Genomic DNA, 18,050 nt, shown 5'->3' with positions numbered 1-18,050 from the left:
AACCGAATAATAATAGAGGAACCGGTATGCGTCTTCGTTTATCCAGCCGTACCCTTTTGCCGTATTTACCCAGTTCTCATACGCCTGCAGTATTATTGCCGTACTCGACGGATAGCCCGTATTTAGCATCAGCCGGGCATTCTCCAATTGTGTCTTGTTTATATTCCATACCCATTCATAACTCAACCACCCCAGTTCGTAACATTGATTGTTGTAACTGATTAAACTGTCTATCATTGATTGAGGTGTTTCGGTGCTGTCGGGACGGGGAGTTCGGTAGGCTTTTAGTTCTATTTGCAATGATTTCTTAGTTTCAGAGTCTGTTTCTTTTTCCATAGTTTCTTTAACTATGTTATAATCTGTTGGACTACCATATCTTCTAAGTAAAATTCTTGCTTCCCAAATCTTATTTATTTTATTAATCTCTTTGGGTAATTGCTCTCTTAATGCTTTGTTTATTTCTGGACCCTTGTATTTTTTGTAAAAATATTTTACCAATACATAATCTTTTATACTTTCATCTTTTTCTTTCTCCATTATATTTATTAATATCGGAATTGATTCTTTTTCTTTTAACCATTCCAAATAAAATATAGCAGAGAATCTTGCATCTTCTATTTCTTCGTTTAATGCAGTGTTAATTAACAAATCCAATGCTCTCTGTGAATTTATTGAATCATACCTTATAATATATGTTAATAATGGTATCGCAGTGTTATATCTTCTTTCATCACAACACATTAAATTCATTACATAATTACTATAACTGAAGTCTCGATTGTCGAATAATATCTCAATAGCAAAGGATTTATCTTCGTATATATATGTCGTATCTCTACCTTCTCTTTTGTAATATGTATTCACCGAATCGAGATACTTCTTCGCTATATCGTATGCTTTTATTGAATGGAGTTCCCTTAAAGCATATAAAAAATGTGGTTTAGATGTAGTACGGGATTTCCAGAAATTGTTTTCTAATTTAGTAACAGCTTCATATAATCTAAATCTTATTGCATTGTCAATTGCATCTAAATACTTAGTACTATTGAGACTATCGAGATTAGAAAGAATTTTATTTTTTTCTTCTTCTGTAAGCGCTTTTTGAGCGAACAAATCATTGAACTGTATAAAAATCAGTATTACCGCTATTAATGCACCGATAGTTTTCATTATCATTTTATAATACCAGATTTCTTACGCTTATATTTACGAATAACACAACTACTTTGTCATTATAAAATCATACAACTCTCTCAGCCGACCATTTATTATCATCTATCGTTTCGGGATTCCGGATGAATTTTGCGTGTAAATAGCCCTCATATAATAGCGTCGATTAATTTTAGCGTTAAGTTATTTTAATACGGCGTAATTATCAAGCGGAGAATTTTAAGCGGAATTGTACGTGGAGAAATGAAAGAGGCTGTCTTGAATAAGACAGCCTCCGTTTTAACAATCAATAGTTTTTCAATTCGTGCGTAAGTTTTGTTATGGCTTCTTTTGCGTCGCCAAAATACATCAAAGTATTCGGATAGAAAAAGAGTTCGTTGTCGATGCCCGCATATCCTACGTTCAGAGACCGTTTATTGATTACTACTGTTTTCGCATAATCGACGTTGAGTATCGGCATGCCGTAAATCGGACTGTTTTTATCGTGGCGCGCCGCAGGATTGACGACGTCGTTTGCGCCTATTATAAGCGCAATGTCGGTATTCGGGAAGTCGTCGTTTATTTCTTCCATAGCCAGCATTTTGTCGTACGGTATATTAGCTTCCGCCAGCAGCACGTTCATGTGTCCGGGCATTCTGCCAGCCACGGGATGAATTGCAAATCTGACTTTTTTCCCTTTCGATTCGAGTAAATTGAACAAATCCCTAACGGCATGCTGAGCCTGAGCAACCGCCATTCCGTATCCGGGTACGATTATTATCGATTCTGCAGCGTCGAAAATCATTGCGAGTTCTTCCGCATCGACCGATTTAACCTGACCTTTCGGGCTTTCGCCTGCAGCTGCCGGTCCTGCCGCTCCTGCCGATTCCCAACCGCCGAGAACAACATTCATCAAAGAACGATTCATGCCTTTGCACATAATATTCGTAAGAATTATTCCCGAAGCTCCCACGAGGGCGCCCGCAATTATCAATTCATTGTTCTGCAATACGAATCCGGTTGCAGACGCAGCCAGTCCCGAATATGAGTTTAACAATGAAATAGCTACCGGCATGTCCGCTCCGCCGATCGGCAGTACGAGCAGAACTCCGAGGAGTAACGAAACTCCGCCGATTCCGAGCACAAGCCATTCCAATTCGGGTTCCATTACAAAATAAACTCCGCCCGCAATAACAAGCAGCAAAAGCAGAGCGTTCAGCGGGTGCTGCATCGGATATCTTACGACTTTCCCCGTTACAATTCCCTGAAGCTTTCCGAATGCAATCAACGAGCCTGTAAATGTAACGCCGCCGATAAGGATACTCAATACAAGCGTAATATTTGTTTGAGTATCGTGCGTGAACATGGCAAAGTTGACCACTTTATAATATTCCGAAAAGGCAACGAGCATCGAAGCTCCGCCGCCGAAACCGTTGAGCAATCCTACCATCTGCGGCATTCCCGTCATCGGCACTTTAAGAGCCATAACAGAACCAATTAGAGCGCCTATTACGAATCCGATTATTATCCATTCGTATGTCAAAACATGCTGATCGAGCAGAGTTACTACGATTGCTATAAACATACCCAGAGCCGAAAGAAAATTACCTTTTCTGGCCGTCTTGGGCGAACTCAAATTTTTAATTCCGAAGATGAAGAGGACGGAAGATATTAAATAAGCAATTTCTATAAGGATTCTCATTTTTCAGCTCACTTTTTTTTGAACATTTTTAACATTCTGTCGGTCACAAGAAATCCGCCGACAACGTTGATGGTTGCAAATATCATTGCCACCATACCCAGAATTGTGCTGATTGTAAATTCCTCGAGTCCCGCGCTTAAAATGGCGCCTACGATCGTAATACCGGAAATAGCGTTCGAACCGGACATCAACGGCGTGTGAAGCGTCGGCGGAACTTTTGTAATCAATTCGAAGCCGACGAATATCGCCAATACAAAAACGTAAATCAGCATTAATAATCCTAAACTTTCCATTATTGTAACCTCTTATTTAATTATTGAATTAATGCTTTTGTTCTTTCGTGCACAACCTGACCGTCCTTAACGATAGTCGCGCCGCCAATTATTTCGTCTTCCATATTATGATCGAATCTGCCTTCCTTGCTCGTATAATCGATAAGATTCAACAGATTCTTGGCGTACATTTCGCTGGCGTGATAAGGCACCAGACTCGGCAAATTCGATTCGCCGATAATCGTCACGTCGTACTTGACAACCGTTTTGCCTTTTTCGCTTATTTCGCAATTGCCTCCGAATTCGACTGCCATATCGAGAACCACTGACCCGGGGCGCATATTTTTAACCATTTCTTCCGTCACTAAAGTAGGAGCTTTTTTGCCCGGTATAAGCGCGGTTGTTATAACTATGTCCGCCTCGGTAATATGTTTGAAGATCAATTCTTTTTGTTTTCTTAGAAATTCTTCCGATTGTTCTTTGGCATATCCGCCGGCGTCCTGCATCGATTCGTCTGTCGGAACTTCGATAAATTTGCCGCCAAGGCTCTGAACTTCTTCTTTAACCTGAGGTCTTACGTCGGAGACTTCCACGACGGCGCCTAAGCGTTTTGCGGTTCCGAGCGCTGATAGTCCCGCCACTCCGGCTCCCATTATAACTACTTTTGCAGGCGATATCGTGCCGGCTGCAGTCATCATCATCGGGAATATTTTATGCAGATGATTTGCAGCCAGTATAACGCTTTTATAACCCGCTATGTTTGCCTGCGAACTGAGGGCGTCCATACGCTGCGCCAGCGTCGTTCTCGGAATGGCGTCCATCGATATCACGTTAATTCCTAGTTCTGCCGCCTTTTTTGCAACTTCGGGAAAATGGAGCGAATAGAAAAACGATATTAAGAGAGTTCCCTTTTTCATTAATTCGAGTTCGTGTTTTCCCTTTTCGGGATGATCGACGGGTCGTTGAACTTTAAGAACAATATCCGCCTGAGAATAGAGTGACTCGAGATTGTCGATCAGTTCGGCTCCGGCTTCTTTATATTTTTCGTCCGGAAAGCCGGCTCGCATTCCCGCTCCGCTCTCGACTATCACTTTGAATCCTTTTTTAATCAGCCGGGATGCGACATCGGGAATCAAAGCCACTCTGTTCTCGCCCGCCATTATCTCTTTTGGAACAGCTATTACCACTTTATCTCTCCTGTTTATTTTTATTAGCACAACTAATTTAATAATTACTCGATAGAAGACAAATCAAAATTGCAACAGAAAAAAAATTAAATCAGATAGTGGAATTTGATATCTGATTTCTTGACAATCATACTTCGAAGTATTATTTTGCCCTCAAATTTTTTGAAGACTAATGCTTACAGAATTCGGAAAAATTCTCATATTCATTTTATTTGCCGCAATCTTTGTAATAATAACATTGTTTGTGGCAAAAATCGTCAGGCCAAACCGACCGACTTTCGAGAAATTAAAAATCTACGAATGCGGTGAAAATCCGGAAGGCTCGCCGTGGGTTAAATTCAACATCCGTTTCTACGTCGTCGCTCTTATATTTCTTATTTTCGACGTCGAAGTGGTTTTGCTTTTTCCCTGGGCGCTGGTTTATAAAGAACTCGGAATATACGGCTTCCTCGTAGGTATTATATTTTTATTGCTGCTCGTACTCGGAATGGCTTACGAATGGCGCAAAGGCGACCTCGAATGGGCTCGTCCAAAACCCAAACCGCCTAAACTCAACGAAATCCTGAAAAAACAAGACTGATTTATTATGGGTATATTAGATAAAGAATTTTCTGACGGAAATATCGTAATAACTAAAGTAGAAGATTTATTTAACTGGGCTCGTCTGTCGTCTATATGGCAATTGGGCTTCGGTCTTGCCTGCTGCGCTATTGAAATGATGGCTACTTCTGCTTCTCACTACGATTTCGACCGTTTCGGGGTAATTCCCAGAAACACTCCCCGCCAGGCAGACGCTATTATTATCTCCGGCACCGTAACGCTCAAGATGGCTACCCGCATCAAGCGCCTTTACGAGCAAATGCCCGAACCGAAATATATTATATCGATGGGAAGCTGCGCCAATTGCGGCGGACCATACTGGGATCACGGTTATCACGTTTTGAAAGGAGTCGACCGGGTAATTCCGGTAGACGTTTATGTTCCGGGCTGCCCTCCTCGTCCGGAAGCTTTACTGGAAGGTCTTCTTAAACTCCAGGAAAAAATCAGACACGAATCATTAACCAAGAAGCGAGCATGAAAAACCCGGAAGAAATTTTCGAGATATTGAAGAATCAATTTAAAGACGACATTACCGGTATCGAAAAAGAACAACCGACCGAGCCGATAATTTCGGTAGCCCCTTCAGCTGTCGATAAAATATGTCTTTTCCTTAGGGACAACGAAGAGCTGAAATTCGACAGCTTAATGAATCTTTCGGGCGTCGACGACGCAAACGGCGAAAAAGTTAAAGACGAAGACGGCTCCGAAATTATTAAAGGCGGAACTTTAAGCGTTTATTATCATCTCTATTCAATTGAATATAAACACAAAATCACACTGAAAACATCAACGCCGCGGGAAGAACCCCGGGTCGAATCAGTTGAATCCGTTTGGAAAACTGCAAATTGGCACGAACGGGAAGCCTACGATATGTTCGGGATAATCTTTAATAATCATCCGGATCTGCGCAGAATTCTGATGCCGTACGACTGGGATGCAGGTTATCCCCTCAGAAAAGACTATAAGAATCCGGAATTTTATCAAGGAATGAAAGTTCCTTATTAACAATAAAACTGACTGAATATGGCTCTGAAAACCGAAACTATGATATTGAATATGGGTCCGCAGCACCCTTCCACTCACGGTGTGCTCAGACTCGAACTTGAACTTGAAGGCGAATTAATCGTTGACGTTAAACCTCATATCGGTTATTTGCACAGATGCTTCGAAAAGCACGCCGAAGCCATGACCTATCCGCAGGTAATTCCGTATACCGACCGAATGGACTATCTCGCTTCGATGTACAATAATTTCGGTTATGTGCTTGCCGTCGAAAAATTGCTCGGCATCGAAGTGCCCGAACGAGTTGAATATATCCGCGTTATTATGGGCGAACTCCAAAGAATTGCCTCTCACCTGGTTGCAATCGGAACATACGGACTCGACATCGGCGCTTTTACTCCGTTTTTATATTGTTTCCGCGACCGCGAAAAAATTCTCAATCTTTTTGAAATAACCTGCGGCGCGCGTCTGCTTTACAATTATATGTGGGTTGGCGGTCTTTCTCACGATATTCATCCCGACTTCGTACGACTTACAAAAGATTTTATTAAAGAATTCAGACCGACAATAAAAGAACTCAACGATTTACTCTCGTACAATAAAATTTTTATCGAAAGAACCGCAAACATAGGCGTTCTGCCTCTCGATACCGCTATAAATTACGGCGTAACCGGACCGAGTCTGAGAGGAAGCGGTCTTGCGTTCGATTTACGCAAAGACGAACCGTATTCGATCTACGACAGATTCGAATTCGACGTTCCTGTAGGTCAGGGACTGATGGGAACCGTAGGCGATTGCTGGGACAGATATTACGTTCGCGTGCTCGAAATGGAACAGAGCCTTAGAATTATCGAGCAGGCAATCGACAAAATTCCCGAAGGCGACGTTCAATCGGCGATACCGCGCAGAATTAAACCTCCCGCCGGAACGGTTTATCAACGCGTTGAAAATCCGAGAGGCGAACTCGGCTATTTCATTATAAGCGACGGTTCTACGAATCCGTTCAGAGTCAAAGTAAGAGCTCCTTCCTTCGTCAATCTGGAAGTGCTCGGCGAACTCTGCAAAGGACATCTGGTTGCGGATGTTATTGCAATTTTAGGCAGTATCGATATAGTATTAGGCGAGGTGGACAGATAATGTATCAAGCGCTCTACAATTTAACCGGAAATGCCATAATATCGACATTAATTGTCGCATTGGTGCCTTTAACCGTAATCCTTCTCTATGCATTGTTTGCCATTTGGCTCGAGCGTAAAGTTTCGGCGCATATGCAGGACAGATTGGGACCTATGCGCACAGGCTGGCACGGATGGCTTCAGACGATTGCCGACATGATCAAAATGATTCAAAAAGAAGACACAATTGCCGCCGATGCCGACAAAAAATTATTTAATATTGCGCCGGTGCTCGTATTTGCCGGCTCGTTTGCCGCGTTTGCAGCCATCCCCTTTTCGAGCGCGATAATCGGGAGCGAAATCGAAGTCGGCTTATTTTATATAATAGCAATTTCGTCGCTCGTTGTAGCGGGAATTTTGATGGCAGGCTGGTCTTCGAACAATAAATATTCGCTGCTCGGAGCAATGCGCTCCGCCGCGCAGATTGTAAGTTACGAAATACCTACGGCTTTAGTCGTCCTTACGATGGTTATGTATACGGGAACGCTGAGCCTGGATAAAATCAGTCAGCAACAGACCGCGTATTTCTGGAACTGGAATCTCTTCGGCGGCCCGGAATTCGGAATAGCAAAGTTTATTTTAATCCCTTTTATGTTCGTTGCTTTTGTCATTATGTTCATCAGCACTCTGGCTGAAGTCAATCGTACTCCTTTTGACATTCCCGAAGCCGAATCGGAATTGGTTGCCGGATATTTCACGGAATATTCCGGTATGAAGTGGGGTATGTTTATGCTTTCGGAATACGCCAATATGTTTGCAGTTTCGGCTATCGTATCGATACTGTTTTTAGGAGGATATCAGTCGCCTTTCGGTTACCTGGGCAACACTCTCGGCGTCGAATGGCTCGTTCCGATTGAACAGTTATTCTGGTTCGTATCGAAAACTTTATTCTTTGTATTTGTTCAGATGTGGTTGAGATGGACGCTGCCTCGTTTGCGCGTCGATCAATTGATGACCGTCTGCTGGAAATATCTTATTCCTTATGCGGTGGCAAATTTAATAATTGTAGGAATAGTCACATTACTATAAACAAAGCGATCGGGTAATGAAAGAATATTTGAAAAATACATGGCAAGCGCTTTATACCGTGCTGGTGGGCATGAAAATTACTTTAAAACATCTCTTCACGCCCGCGGTTACAATCCAATATCCTGACGTTAAAGTTCCGCTTCCCGAACGTGTAAGAAACAGACTTTATGTAAATATTGACGATTGTATCGGCTGCGACCAATGTTCCAGAGCATGTCCCGTAAGTTGTATAACCATAGAAACCGTCAAAGCCGTACCGGGCGAGGATTTGGGAACCACTTCAAACGGAAAGAAAAAAGCGTTGTGGGTCACGAAATTCGACATCGACTTTGCAAAATGCTGCTACTGTCAATTGTGCGTATTTCCCTGCCCCACAGAATGTATTTATATGACGGACGTATATGAATTTTCCGAATACGACAGACGGAATCTCGTTTATCATTTTTCGAACTTAACAGAAGAAGAAGCTGCAGAGAAAAAGGCAAATTTCGAAAAGTTCCAGGCTGAAAAAGAAGCTCAAAAAGCCGCTGCAGCAAAACCTAAAGAAGACAAAAATCCGAGTTGATATGAGCTATTTCGACATTATATTTTATTTGTTCGCCATTATAACCGTCGCTTCGGCTTTTATTGTAGTTACGACGCGGAATATAGTCTACTCGGCTTACAGCCTGTTATTGACTTTGTTCGGCATATCGGGAATATATGTCCTTCTCGGAGCCGACTTCCTGGCGGTTGTGCAAATAATGGTTTACGTCGGCGGAATTTTAATTCTCCTGCTCTTCGGCGTTATGCTTACGAATAAAATTACAAGCGTCGATATAAGAACGGGAACCGTTCACCTTTTGCCCGCCGCAATTGGCAGCGGCGTTCTGCTCGGCATTCTATGGGCTGTTATGACATGGACGGACTGGAAAACTTACGACGCTCAGATACCGTCGACTACAATTTTCGGACTCGGCAAAATTCTGGTTACGAATTACGTGCTTATATTCGAATTACTGGCTATCCTTTTGCTTGTAGCTCTTATTGGCGCGGCTTCGATAGCGCGCAGAGAAGAATCGGAAGAAAACAATTAAAATTTGGTAAATTATATGCAGGTAGGTTTAACACATTTTTTGGTAGTAAGCGCAATTTTATTCACGCTCGGTTTATACGGCATAGTCACGCGTAAAAATGCCGTTATGGTTTTGATGGGGATTGAATTGATACTAAACGCCGCCAATATAAATTTTGTGGCTTTTGCGCGATACGGTAATTTCGGATTGGGCGGGCAGGCAATCGCTCTTTTTATAATTATACTGGCAGCCGCCGAAGCCGCAATCGCTCTGGCTATTGTTTTGAATATCTATAAAACATTTTCAAACGTAAACGTAGACGAAATCGACAAATTAAAAGAATGATTATGACAGAATCTTTATTAGTAAATCTATCGGTAATTATACTCTTTTTGCCGTTGCTCGGTTTTACAACCCTTATCTTTTTCGGTAAAAAGATTCCCAAACTTTATCTTTTCGAAGTTGGCATTCTCTTCGGAGCGTTGATTTTATCGATAATTGTAATGTACGGTAAGTTAGCTTACTTTATAGATACGGATATAATTTCGAAATTCACATGGATAACATTCGGCGCCGCTCCCCTTTCGGGCAATGTAAATATCGAACTCGGTATTAAGATTGACAATCTTACCGTTATAATGCTGTTCGTAGTCAATCTCATAAGTTCGTTGGTGCATCTTTATTCAATCGAATATATGCGCGGCGACAAGAGATATACGCGCTACTTTGCTTATCTCGGAATTTTTACTTTCTCGATGCTCGGTATTGTGCTTACGGACAATATTCTGATGATGTACATATTCTGGGAACTTGTAGGACTTTCGTCTTATTTGCTAATCGGATTCTGGTTCGAAAAGAAATCGGCGGCAGACGCTTCCAAAAAGGCTTTTATAGTCAATCGCGTCGGCGATATCGGAATGTTCCTCGGAATTCTGATACTCTTTTTTAATTATAAAACTTTCTCTTTCGATTCTATTTTTTCGCAAATTTCATCGGGCGTTTTGCCTTTCGGCAGCGAAGCCTGGCTTACCGCCGCAGGCATATTGGTATTTATGGGCGCGGTAGGTAAATCCGCTCAGTTCCCCTTGCATGTATGGCTTCCCGACGCAATGGAAGGTCCGACTCCCGTTAGCGCATTGATTCATGCCGCTACGATGGTCGCCGCAGGCGTTTATCTCGTTACCCGAATATTCGTTATGCTAACGGCAGACGCGATGCTTGTAATTGCCGTAATCGGCGCTTTTACTTCGTTTATTGCGGCAACAATTGCAATTACTCAAAACGATATTAAAAAAGTTCTGGCTTATTCGACAATCTCTCAGCTCGGTTATATGATAATGTCGCTCGGCGTAGGCGCTTATGCTTTCGCATTTTTCCATCTCGTTACGCATGCATTTTTCAAAGCTTGTTTGTTTCTCGGTTCAGGTTCCGTTATCCATGCCATGCATCACGAGCAGGATATTCGTCATATGGGCGGACTCCGTAAAAAAATGCCGATTACATACATAACATTTTTAATTTCCACGCTTGCAATTTCGGGAGTTCCTTTAACATCGGGATTCTTAAGCAAGGACGGAATTCTTGCCGGCACGCTTGCATTCGGAAAATTAACGGGTCACTGGTTAATTCCGTTCTTCGGATTTACGGTTGCAGCGCTAACGGCGTTTTATATGTTCCGTCTGGTAATACTGACATTTCACGGCGAACCTCGCGACATGCATAAATACGACCATGCCCACGAATCGCCTTTTGTAATGGCTGCACCGCTTGCGGTTCTGGCGGTTCTATCGATTTTCATTTTCTATACTCCCAATCCGTTTGCTCCGGACGCGGGATGGTTCTTGGGAAATTGGGTAAAAACTCCCGAACAAGTTACTCCGCACACTACACGTTTTGATTTTATGATTCCGACGGAAACTGAAGTTCATGCTCATTCAGAAATTGTTAATTCCGAATTATATACCGAAACGATGCACTGGGCTCATTATCCCGCAATGATAATGTCCTTATTGCTTGGCGGACTTGGAATTCTCATTGCCTTTGTTTTCTATCAATGGCGTAAAATTGACGTTGACAAATTAACGGAGAAGATAAAACCGGTTTACAATTTTTCGCTCAACAAGTGGTATATCGACGAACTTTACGAAGCTACGTTTATAGGACAAACATTGAATTTCAGCAAAGCTCTCGCCTGGTTCGATAATAAGATTGTCGACGGAATTGTAAACGGTTCGGCTTATGTTACCCGATTCGTATCAAAACTGAGCGGACTTTTCGACACATACGTGGTCGACGGACTGGTCAATTTCTCCGCTTTCTTCAGCGGTTTTCTCGGTTTGACTTTCAAAAAGCTTCAGACAGGCAAAGTTCAAACTTACGTTGTACTGGTTGTATTCTCGGTAATTATTTTATTGTTTTTCTTTAAACCGTTTTAGATTACTGATTTATTAAAAATTAAAAAAACAGGTTATTAGATATGGTGGGATTTCCGATACTTTCATTAATAACATTTCTCCCGATTGCCGGGATGATAATAATACTCTTTTTGCCGAAGGAAAAGCGGGACTCGATTCGCTATACTACTTTGGCAATAACCGCGCTGCAGGTTGTGCTGGCAATTATTCTCCTGAGCAATTATAATTATTCGGCGGCGGGAGTGTTCGAAGAGAAATCTTTCCAATTCATAGAAAAATTCAGATGGATTGAAATCACAGGAATTTCGTGGCTCGGAACCGTTAAGATCGACTATTTCCTCGGAATCGACGGAATAAGTATGCCGATGGTTCTTTTGACTGCAATCATTTCTTTTATCGCTACAATTTCTTCATGGAACATCGAAAAATCGGTCAAAGGTTATTTCGCGCTCTTTTTGCTGCTCGATACCGGCATGATGGGAGTTTTTGTCGCGCTCGATTTCTTCTTATTCTACATTTTCTGGGAATTGATGCTCTTACCGATGTACTTTTTGATCGGTATCTGGGGCGGTCCGAGAAAAGAATATGCGGCTATTAAATTCTTTATCTATACATTGTTCGGCAGCGTATTCATGCTGCTTGTGATGATCGGTCTCTACTTCAGCGCAACCGAAACTTTGGCGGACGGTTCGAAGGTATTTACTTTCAACTTACTTGCATTGATGAACCAAAGCAATTTTACGCCGGACGGCATTCTCTCTCCTTTCAATCCGCATAATTTGAGATTCATAGCTTATCTGGCGTTGTTTGTCGGTTTTGCAATTAAAATACCGATGTTCCCTTTCCATACGTGGCTGCCCGACGCTCACGTAGAAGCTCCCACGCCCATTTCGGTTATTCTTGCAGGCGTTCTGCTTAAAATGGGCACATACGGAATTTTAAGAATAAGCTATCCGATATTCCCCGAAATAACAAGAGATTTAATCTGGTATATTGCTCTCTTCGGAATGATTAATATAATTTACGGCGCGCTCGTTGCATTGGCACAAAAAGACTTCAAAAAGTTAATAGCTTATTCTTCGATTTCTCACATGGGTTATGTATTGCTCGGAATGGCTTCGTTGACTTCAACGGGAATTAACGGCGCTATTTTACAGATGTTCAATCACGGCACAATTACCGCAATGCTCTTTTTGATTGTCGGGGTTGTATACGACAGAGCCCACACACGCGGCATATACGATTTTGGCGGACTTGCGGCTCAAATGCCGGTCTACTCAGGGTTCGTAACAGTGGCTTTCTTTGCGGCAATAGGACTTCCCGGATTGAGCGGATTTATTTCCGAGGCTCTCGTATTCGTAGGCGCTTTCAGCGTCGATTTAATACGCATCCTAACCATAATTTCGACGCTCGGTATTCTTCTGGGCGCAGGTTATATGCTCTGGACATTGCAAAGAATTTTCCTTGGACCGTTAAACGAAAAATGGTCTTCGCTGCCCGATCTGGATAAACGCGAGTATATTATGTTCGTGCCGCTTTCTTTGATTATTATTTTCCTGGGAGTTTATCCTTCTGCAATGCTCGATATAATGAATACATCCGTAAATACACTGGTTAATTTTATTCATACTAACGTTTCGACCACATTAAGCGGGTTTTAAACATTGATGGAAATGACAAATTTATATCAATCGTTAAATTTAATTTTACCTGAACTTGTCCTTTCGGTTGTTTTTGTAATTCTGATTGCAGCCGATTTGATATATCACAATAATAAAACGCCGGTTAAATTTATAGCGCTTGCCGGTATTATTGTTTCGTTCTTCTTTTTATTATTCAATTTCAGTTCTTCCGGTTTTGCTTTTATTTTCAACGGCACAATCAGGAATTACGGACTGGTGGCAGTCGATTCTTTCGGTCACTTTTTCAAACTGCTCGTACTTATATCGTCTTTTTTGATTGTTTTATTTTCATTTTCATCGGACGAATTAAAAGAAGCCGAAAAAAGAATCGGAGAATATTATGCTTTGATTTACGGAATGATTATCGGAATGTTTTTCATGATTTCCGCTTCGGACTTGATTTTGATTTATCTTTCGATGGAGCTCCTTTCCTTATCGTCCTATGTTCTTGCAGGCTTTTTGAAACTGAGAGAAAGAAACAGCGAAGCTTCGCTGAAATATTTAATATACGGAGCCGTTTCGTCTGGTTTAATGTTGTTCGGCATATCAATTTTATACGGAATGACAGGCAGCACTAATCTTTACGTAATAAATTCCCTTATACAGGGACCGAACATCAATCTTTTAACGTTATCATTCGCAGTAATATTAATCTTTGCGGGCATCGGTTATAAAATTTCTTCGGCGCCCTTCCATTTCTGGACTCCGGACGTTTACGAAGGCGCTCCGGTTACAATAACAGCTTTTCTGTCGGTTGCAAGCAAAGCCGCAGGATTCGCTCTTTTAATCCGTTTCATCAAAACAACATTCGTCTCTTTTACCGACGCTAGCGGAGCCTGGAATTTGATTAACGTTTTCGATTGGCAATCCGTACTTATTGTTATTTCGATTTTAACTATGACTTTAGGCAATTTTTCGGCTCTCTGGCAGGATAATCTCAAAAGAATGCTCGCATACTCGAGCATTGCTCATGCAGGTTACATGCTGCTCGGCGTGCTCGTATTTTCCAACCAGGGATTGCTCGCCGTATTAATCTATTTTGCATTTTATCTGATAATGAATCTCGGAGCTTTTCTCATTGTCATGCTGATAGCCAATAAAATCGGTTCCGAGGATATTAATTCTTATAACGGATTGGGTTATACTTCCCCTCTTTTGAGCGTGTCGTTGGCAATTTTTCTTGTATCGCTTACGGGCATACCTCCGACGGCTGGATTTATCGGCAAACTCTATCTTTTTATTGCGTTGGTAGACGCCAGGATGATTGCCGTCGCCGTAATTGCGCTTCTCAACACAGTTGTTTCGCTCTATTATTACATACGCGTACTTAAACATATGTATCTGGTTAAACCGGAACCCGACACTCCGGTTATTAAACCGAATTTGATCGAAACAGTAATTGTGCTGGCTCTTGCCGGTCCGGTTATTTTATTCGGTATTTACTTCCAGCCGGTGGTAGATTTTGCAAAAAGCTGCCTGGTTATACTCGGCATCTGATAAAATTCGGATCCAACAATTATTAAATAACTGCAATCGTCCCAATTTAAGAAGCAAGGGTAGCTTCGGTTCATCATGGTTTTATTAACCAAACCGACGGCTTAATATCTTGAATAAAAAATTTATATTTATTCTCGTACTGTCGTTTTGTGTTATTAATAATACTTCCGCACAGGAATTCGGCAAACTACCGCCCCTCACTAAATGGTATCAGAATCCTCTCGGTGTCAGTCCGGTTTCATTACATACTGCAAACGGAATAATATTGCCCGCTGTTGCGGCAGGCGCAGTTTTGATTTTTACAAGCGTTGATTCAACCCTTACGCATAAATTAAGTATTTACGAAGACTTCGGATATACCAAAGGGTATTACGGCAGCTTTTCCGGTTTATATCACACCAATGTTGGCGTTAATTTCATGCTGAGAAAATATATGTCCGTTGGAATAGAAATAACTTTTACGATAATATAAATAATACATCCGGCTTCGGCATAAGACCTTTTTTCAGATTCTATCCCTACAACGGAGACAGTTTCAAGTTGTTTTTTTCAAGCGGAGCAGGATTGATCTATTTTGCGGATAATTTTCCGAAACCATCCGGCTTTTTCGGCGACATGCGTGAAGGAACTCGCCTTAACGGTTGCCCCAGATACGGCATCGGAGCCGAATTTAAGATTTACAATTCATTTATGTTCGCCGTCGGAATCTGGCACACGCACTTTTCAAACGGGAATTATTACGGTTCGGAACGCAATCCCGGTCACGACAGCAACGGGTTTTCGATCGGTTTGACGTATTTCCCTACGAATAATCGATAACCATTTTCCGGTTTATCGACATTTTATTTTTCCTCCGTTTCGATATTGCACGTTAACGCATAAAAAAAGGCGGCACTCTTTATAGAGAGAACCGCCCCTTGACAAAAGAATATTTTATTTCTTAAAGAATGTGAAATACTACGGTAAATCCTGACATTACGATGGCAACCATGCTCATTAATTTAATAAGAATGTTAAGACTGGGACCGGAAGTATCTTTGAAAGGATCGCCCACGGTATCGCCGATAACAGCGGCTTTGTGAGCTTCGGAACCTTTACCGCCGAGATGTCCTTCCTCGATATATTTCTTTGCGTTATCCCATGCGCCTCCGGAATTAGCCATGAAAATTGCGAGCACGAATCCCGCGCCGAGACCGCCGACCAATAATCCCATAACGCCGGATACGCCGAAAATAATACCGGTTACAATCGGAGCAAGGATGGCGAGCATCGACGGAAGCACCATTTCGTGTTGAGCGCCTTTAGTCGATATTGCAACGCAGCTTGCATAATCGGGTTCGGCTTTTCCTTCGAGAATGCCTTTGATTTCTTTAAATTGGCGGCGCACTTCGTCGACCATTTTACCGGCAGCCCTGCCGACTGCGTTCATTGTAAGACCGCAGAACATAAACGCCATCATCGAACCGATAAATACGCCTATCAATACATTCGGATTCATCAGATTGATGTTGTAATAATTCATAAAATCCATTATGGAAGCTCTTTGCGTCTCGATTGTTTCGCCGCCGATTTCAAGAACTGTTTGACCGGCTCTAATCAAACCGATTTTAACTTCTTCAACGTAGGAAGCCAACAGAGCCAGAGCAGTCAATGCAGCAGATCCGATAGCAAAGCCTTTGCCCGTAGCCGCGGTTGTATTTCCGAGAGCGTCCAGCGCGTCGGTTCTTTTGCGTACTTCGGGACCGAGGCCGCTCATTTCCGCATTACCGCCCGCATTATCTGCAATCGGTCCGTATGCGTCGGTTGCAAGCGTAATACCGAGCGTCGAAAGCATTCCGACTGCTGCGATACCGATGCCGTAAAGCCCCATATTAATATTTGTTATGTCAAATCCAGTGGCAAATAAGAATGCAAGAATAATACCGACCGCAACGGCAAGAACAGGAATTGCAGTCGACAACATTCCTACGCCTAATCCGGAGATTATAACCGTAGCGGGACCGGTTTGAGCTGAATCGGCTATCTTCTGAGTCGGTTTATACGAATGCGATGTATAATATTCCGTCGCTTTTCCTATAACAATACCCGTAACGAGACCCGTAACGATCGAGCCCCAGATGCCCCATGCATTTTCAAGTCCGAGTAAGTGTACAATAATAAGCGAAAATACAACTATAAGAACCGAGCTGAAATTAATACCCCGCGACAACGAATTCAATAAATCTTTTTGCGTTGCGTCTTCTTTAGTTCTTACGACAAAAATACCTACAATCGAAAGAATAATACCGACTGCCGCTACGAGCATCGGCGCCAAAACAGCTTTCATTTGTAAATCAGGGGCGTCTACGAATGCAGCCGCTCCAAGAGCCGCGGTAGCCAGAATCGAACCGCAATACGATTCATAAAGGTCTGCGCCCATTCCGGCAACGTCTCCAACATTGTCTCCCACGTTATCGGCAATCGTTGCTGGATTGCGGGGATCGTCTTCCGGAATTCCGGCTTCAACTTTACCGACAAGGTCGGCGCCTACGTCTGCAGCTTTTGTAAAAATACCGCCTCCCACTCTTGCAAAAAGCGCCTGTGTGGAAGCTCCCATTCCGAAAGTCAACATTGTAGTCGTTATAACTACCAAATTATGAGCGTCGGTAGCAGCCGGATAGACTGCATTTAAGATCAGGAACCAGATTGAAATGTCGAGCAAACCGAGACCGACTACTACAAGTCCCATTACCGCTCCGCTTCTGAATGCAACGCGAAGCCCTTTATTTAATGATTCCTTTGCGGCATTAGCCGTACGCGCGGATGCGTAAGTTGCGGTTTTCATTCCGAAAAATCCGGACAAACCAGAGAAGAAACCGCCTGTGATAAACGCAAAAGGAACCCATGGATTCTGCACATTGAAACCATATGCAAGAATCAAAAAGATTACCATAATAACGAGGAAAAAGATTCCGACAACTTTATACTGTTGTCTCAGATATGCCATAGCTCCCTCACGCACATAAGAAGCTATGCTTTTCATTTTGTCGGTGCCTTCGCTTTCTTTCATCATTTGTGAAAAGAAAAACCAGGCAAATCCGAGAGCCAGAATAGAGGAAACGGGAACAAGCCAAAATATACTACTTACCATAGTTACTCCAACTATTGTTGTTAGAAATAGTTAATTCTTGAATCTCCCCCATCTTACTATGAACCTATTTATATATTTTGGTGTTTAATCTACTTTGAAAATAACATATTACACAAAATTATAAAAAAATTAGGATAAATTTAACTTCTTTTTTTA

Annotated in this window: 18 protein-coding genes; 13 read left to right on the top strand and 5 right to left on the bottom strand. The window is 42.2% G+C overall.

The features are described from left to right. The 4 genes from ACSSWA_RS14665 to ACSSWA_RS14650 form a co-directional block, all read right to left on the bottom strand. Nucleotides 1-1,170: hypothetical protein (locus tag ACSSWA_RS14665; protein WP_437357356.1), on the bottom strand; the 1,170-nt coding region annotated here is incomplete at its 3' end. Nucleotides 1,171-1,456: 286 nt separating this feature from the next. After that, a complete protein-coding gene (locus ACSSWA_RS14660; RefSeq protein WP_437357354.1) occupies nt 1,457-2,851 on the bottom strand; it encodes an NAD(P)(+) transhydrogenase (Re/Si-specific) subunit beta in 1,395 nt (464 codons plus the stop codon). Nucleotides 2,852-2,859: 8 nt separating this feature from the next. Then, the gene (locus ACSSWA_RS14655) at nt 2,860-3,144 is read right to left on the bottom strand and encodes an NAD(P) transhydrogenase subunit alpha (protein WP_437357352.1); all 285 of its coding nucleotides are present in this window, start codon (nt 3,142-3,144) and stop codon (nt 2,860-2,862) included. 20 nt (nt 3,145-3,164) lie between these two features. Continuing rightward, nucleotides 3,165-4,310, bottom strand: a complete 1,146-nt coding sequence (locus ACSSWA_RS14650; protein ID WP_437357350.1) for a Re/Si-specific NAD(P)(+) transhydrogenase subunit alpha — start codon at nt 4,308-4,310, stop codon at nt 3,165-3,167. A 172-nt stretch (nt 4,311-4,482) separates the two neighbouring features. On the opposite strand from ACSSWA_RS14650, the gene ACSSWA_RS14645 reads away from it, so the two are divergent. The 13 genes from ACSSWA_RS14645 to ACSSWA_RS14585 all read left to right on the top strand — a co-directional run bounded on the left by ACSSWA_RS14645 (nt 4,483) and on the right by ACSSWA_RS14585 (nt 15,583). After that, on the top strand, nt 4,483-4,890 hold the full coding sequence (locus ACSSWA_RS14645) for an NADH-quinone oxidoreductase subunit A (RefSeq protein WP_437357348.1): 408 nt from the start codon (nt 4,483-4,485) through the stop codon (nt 4,888-4,890). A 6-nt stretch (nt 4,891-4,896) separates the two neighbouring features. Next, nucleotides 4,897-5,388 carry an NADH-quinone oxidoreductase subunit B gene (locus ACSSWA_RS14640; RefSeq protein ID WP_014857038.1) on the top strand — a complete coding sequence of 164 codons (492 nt, stop codon included), beginning with the start codon at nt 4,897-4,899 and terminating at the stop codon, nt 5,386-5,388. Further along, nucleotides 5,385-5,915, top strand: coding sequence for an NADH-quinone oxidoreductase subunit C (locus ACSSWA_RS14635; protein WP_437357345.1), 531 nt, complete (start codon nt 5,385-5,387; stop codon nt 5,913-5,915). Before ACSSWA_RS14640 ends, ACSSWA_RS14635 begins: the two co-directional genes overlap by 4 nt. Nucleotides 5,916-5,933: 18 nt before the next feature. Continuing rightward, the gene (locus tag ACSSWA_RS14630) at nt 5,934-7,049 is read left to right on the top strand and encodes an NADH-quinone oxidoreductase subunit D (RefSeq protein ID WP_437357344.1); all 1,116 of its coding nucleotides are present in this window, start codon (nt 5,934-5,936) and stop codon (nt 7,047-7,049) included. Further along, complete coding sequence (nuoH, locus tag ACSSWA_RS14625) at nt 7,049-8,116, top strand: NADH-quinone oxidoreductase subunit NuoH (protein WP_437357342.1); 1,068 nt, start codon at nt 7,049-7,051, stop codon at nt 8,114-8,116. Before ACSSWA_RS14630 ends, nuoH begins: the two co-directional genes overlap by 1 nt. Nucleotides 8,117-8,132: 16 nt before the next feature. Then, complete coding sequence (locus ACSSWA_RS14620; RefSeq protein ID WP_437357340.1) at nt 8,133-8,681, top strand: NuoI/complex I 23 kDa subunit family protein; 549 nt, start codon at nt 8,133-8,135, stop codon at nt 8,679-8,681. Nucleotide 8,682: 1 nt separating this feature from the next. Next, on the top strand, nt 8,683-9,192 hold the full coding sequence (locus ACSSWA_RS14615) for an NADH-quinone oxidoreductase subunit J family protein (RefSeq protein ID WP_437357338.1): 510 nt from the start codon (nt 8,683-8,685) through the stop codon (nt 9,190-9,192). Between the two features lie 15 nt (nt 9,193-9,207). Continuing rightward, on the top strand, nt 9,208-9,516 hold the full coding sequence (nuoK, locus tag ACSSWA_RS14610) for an NADH-quinone oxidoreductase subunit NuoK (protein WP_437357336.1): 309 nt from the start codon (nt 9,208-9,210) through the stop codon (nt 9,514-9,516). Next, on the top strand, nt 9,513-11,606 hold the full coding sequence (gene nuoL, locus ACSSWA_RS14605) for an NADH-quinone oxidoreductase subunit L (protein ID WP_437357334.1): 2,094 nt from the start codon (nt 9,513-9,515) through the stop codon (nt 11,604-11,606). The genes nuoK and nuoL overlap by 4 nt, the downstream gene beginning before the upstream one ends. A gap of 41 nt (nt 11,607-11,647) precedes the next feature. Continuing rightward, nucleotides 11,648-13,246 (top strand): complex I subunit 4 family protein, encoded by a 1,599-nt coding sequence (locus ACSSWA_RS14600; RefSeq protein ID WP_437357332.1) that lies wholly within the window; start codon nt 11,648-11,650, stop codon nt 13,244-13,246. Between the two features lie 6 nt (nt 13,247-13,252). Next, nucleotides 13,253-14,764 carry an NADH-quinone oxidoreductase subunit N gene (locus ACSSWA_RS14595; RefSeq protein ID WP_437357330.1) on the top strand — a complete coding sequence of 504 codons (1,512 nt, stop codon included), beginning with the start codon at nt 13,253-13,255 and terminating at the stop codon, nt 14,762-14,764. A 109-nt stretch (nt 14,765-14,873) separates the two neighbouring features. Then, nucleotides 14,874-15,236: a hypothetical protein gene (locus tag ACSSWA_RS14590; protein ID WP_437357329.1), complete on the top strand. Its 363-nt coding sequence runs from the start codon at nt 14,874-14,876 to the stop codon at nt 15,234-15,236. Next, the gene (locus ACSSWA_RS14585; protein WP_437357358.1) at nt 15,194-15,583 is read left to right on the top strand and encodes an acyloxyacyl hydrolase; all 390 of its coding nucleotides are present in this window, start codon (nt 15,194-15,196) and stop codon (nt 15,581-15,583) included. The genes ACSSWA_RS14590 and ACSSWA_RS14585 overlap by 43 nt, the downstream gene beginning before the upstream one ends. A 121-nt stretch (nt 15,584-15,704) precedes the next feature. Here ACSSWA_RS14585 and ACSSWA_RS14580 read toward each other — a convergent pair whose 3' ends face one another. Next, on the bottom strand, nt 15,705-17,894 hold the full coding sequence (locus ACSSWA_RS14580) for a sodium-translocating pyrophosphatase (RefSeq protein WP_437357327.1): 2,190 nt from the start codon (nt 17,892-17,894) through the stop codon (nt 15,705-15,707). Between the last annotated feature and the right edge of the window lie 156 nt (nt 17,895-18,050).

The sequence above is a fragment of the Melioribacter sp. Ez-97 genome (genome assembly GCF_051488665.1).
In the GTDB taxonomy this organism is placed as follows: domain Bacteria; phylum Bacteroidota; class Ignavibacteria; order Ignavibacteriales; family Melioribacteraceae; genus Melioribacter.
The sequence above is the reverse complement of the archived record's forward strand: the minus strand, read 5'-3'. Positions and strand labels throughout refer to the sequence as shown.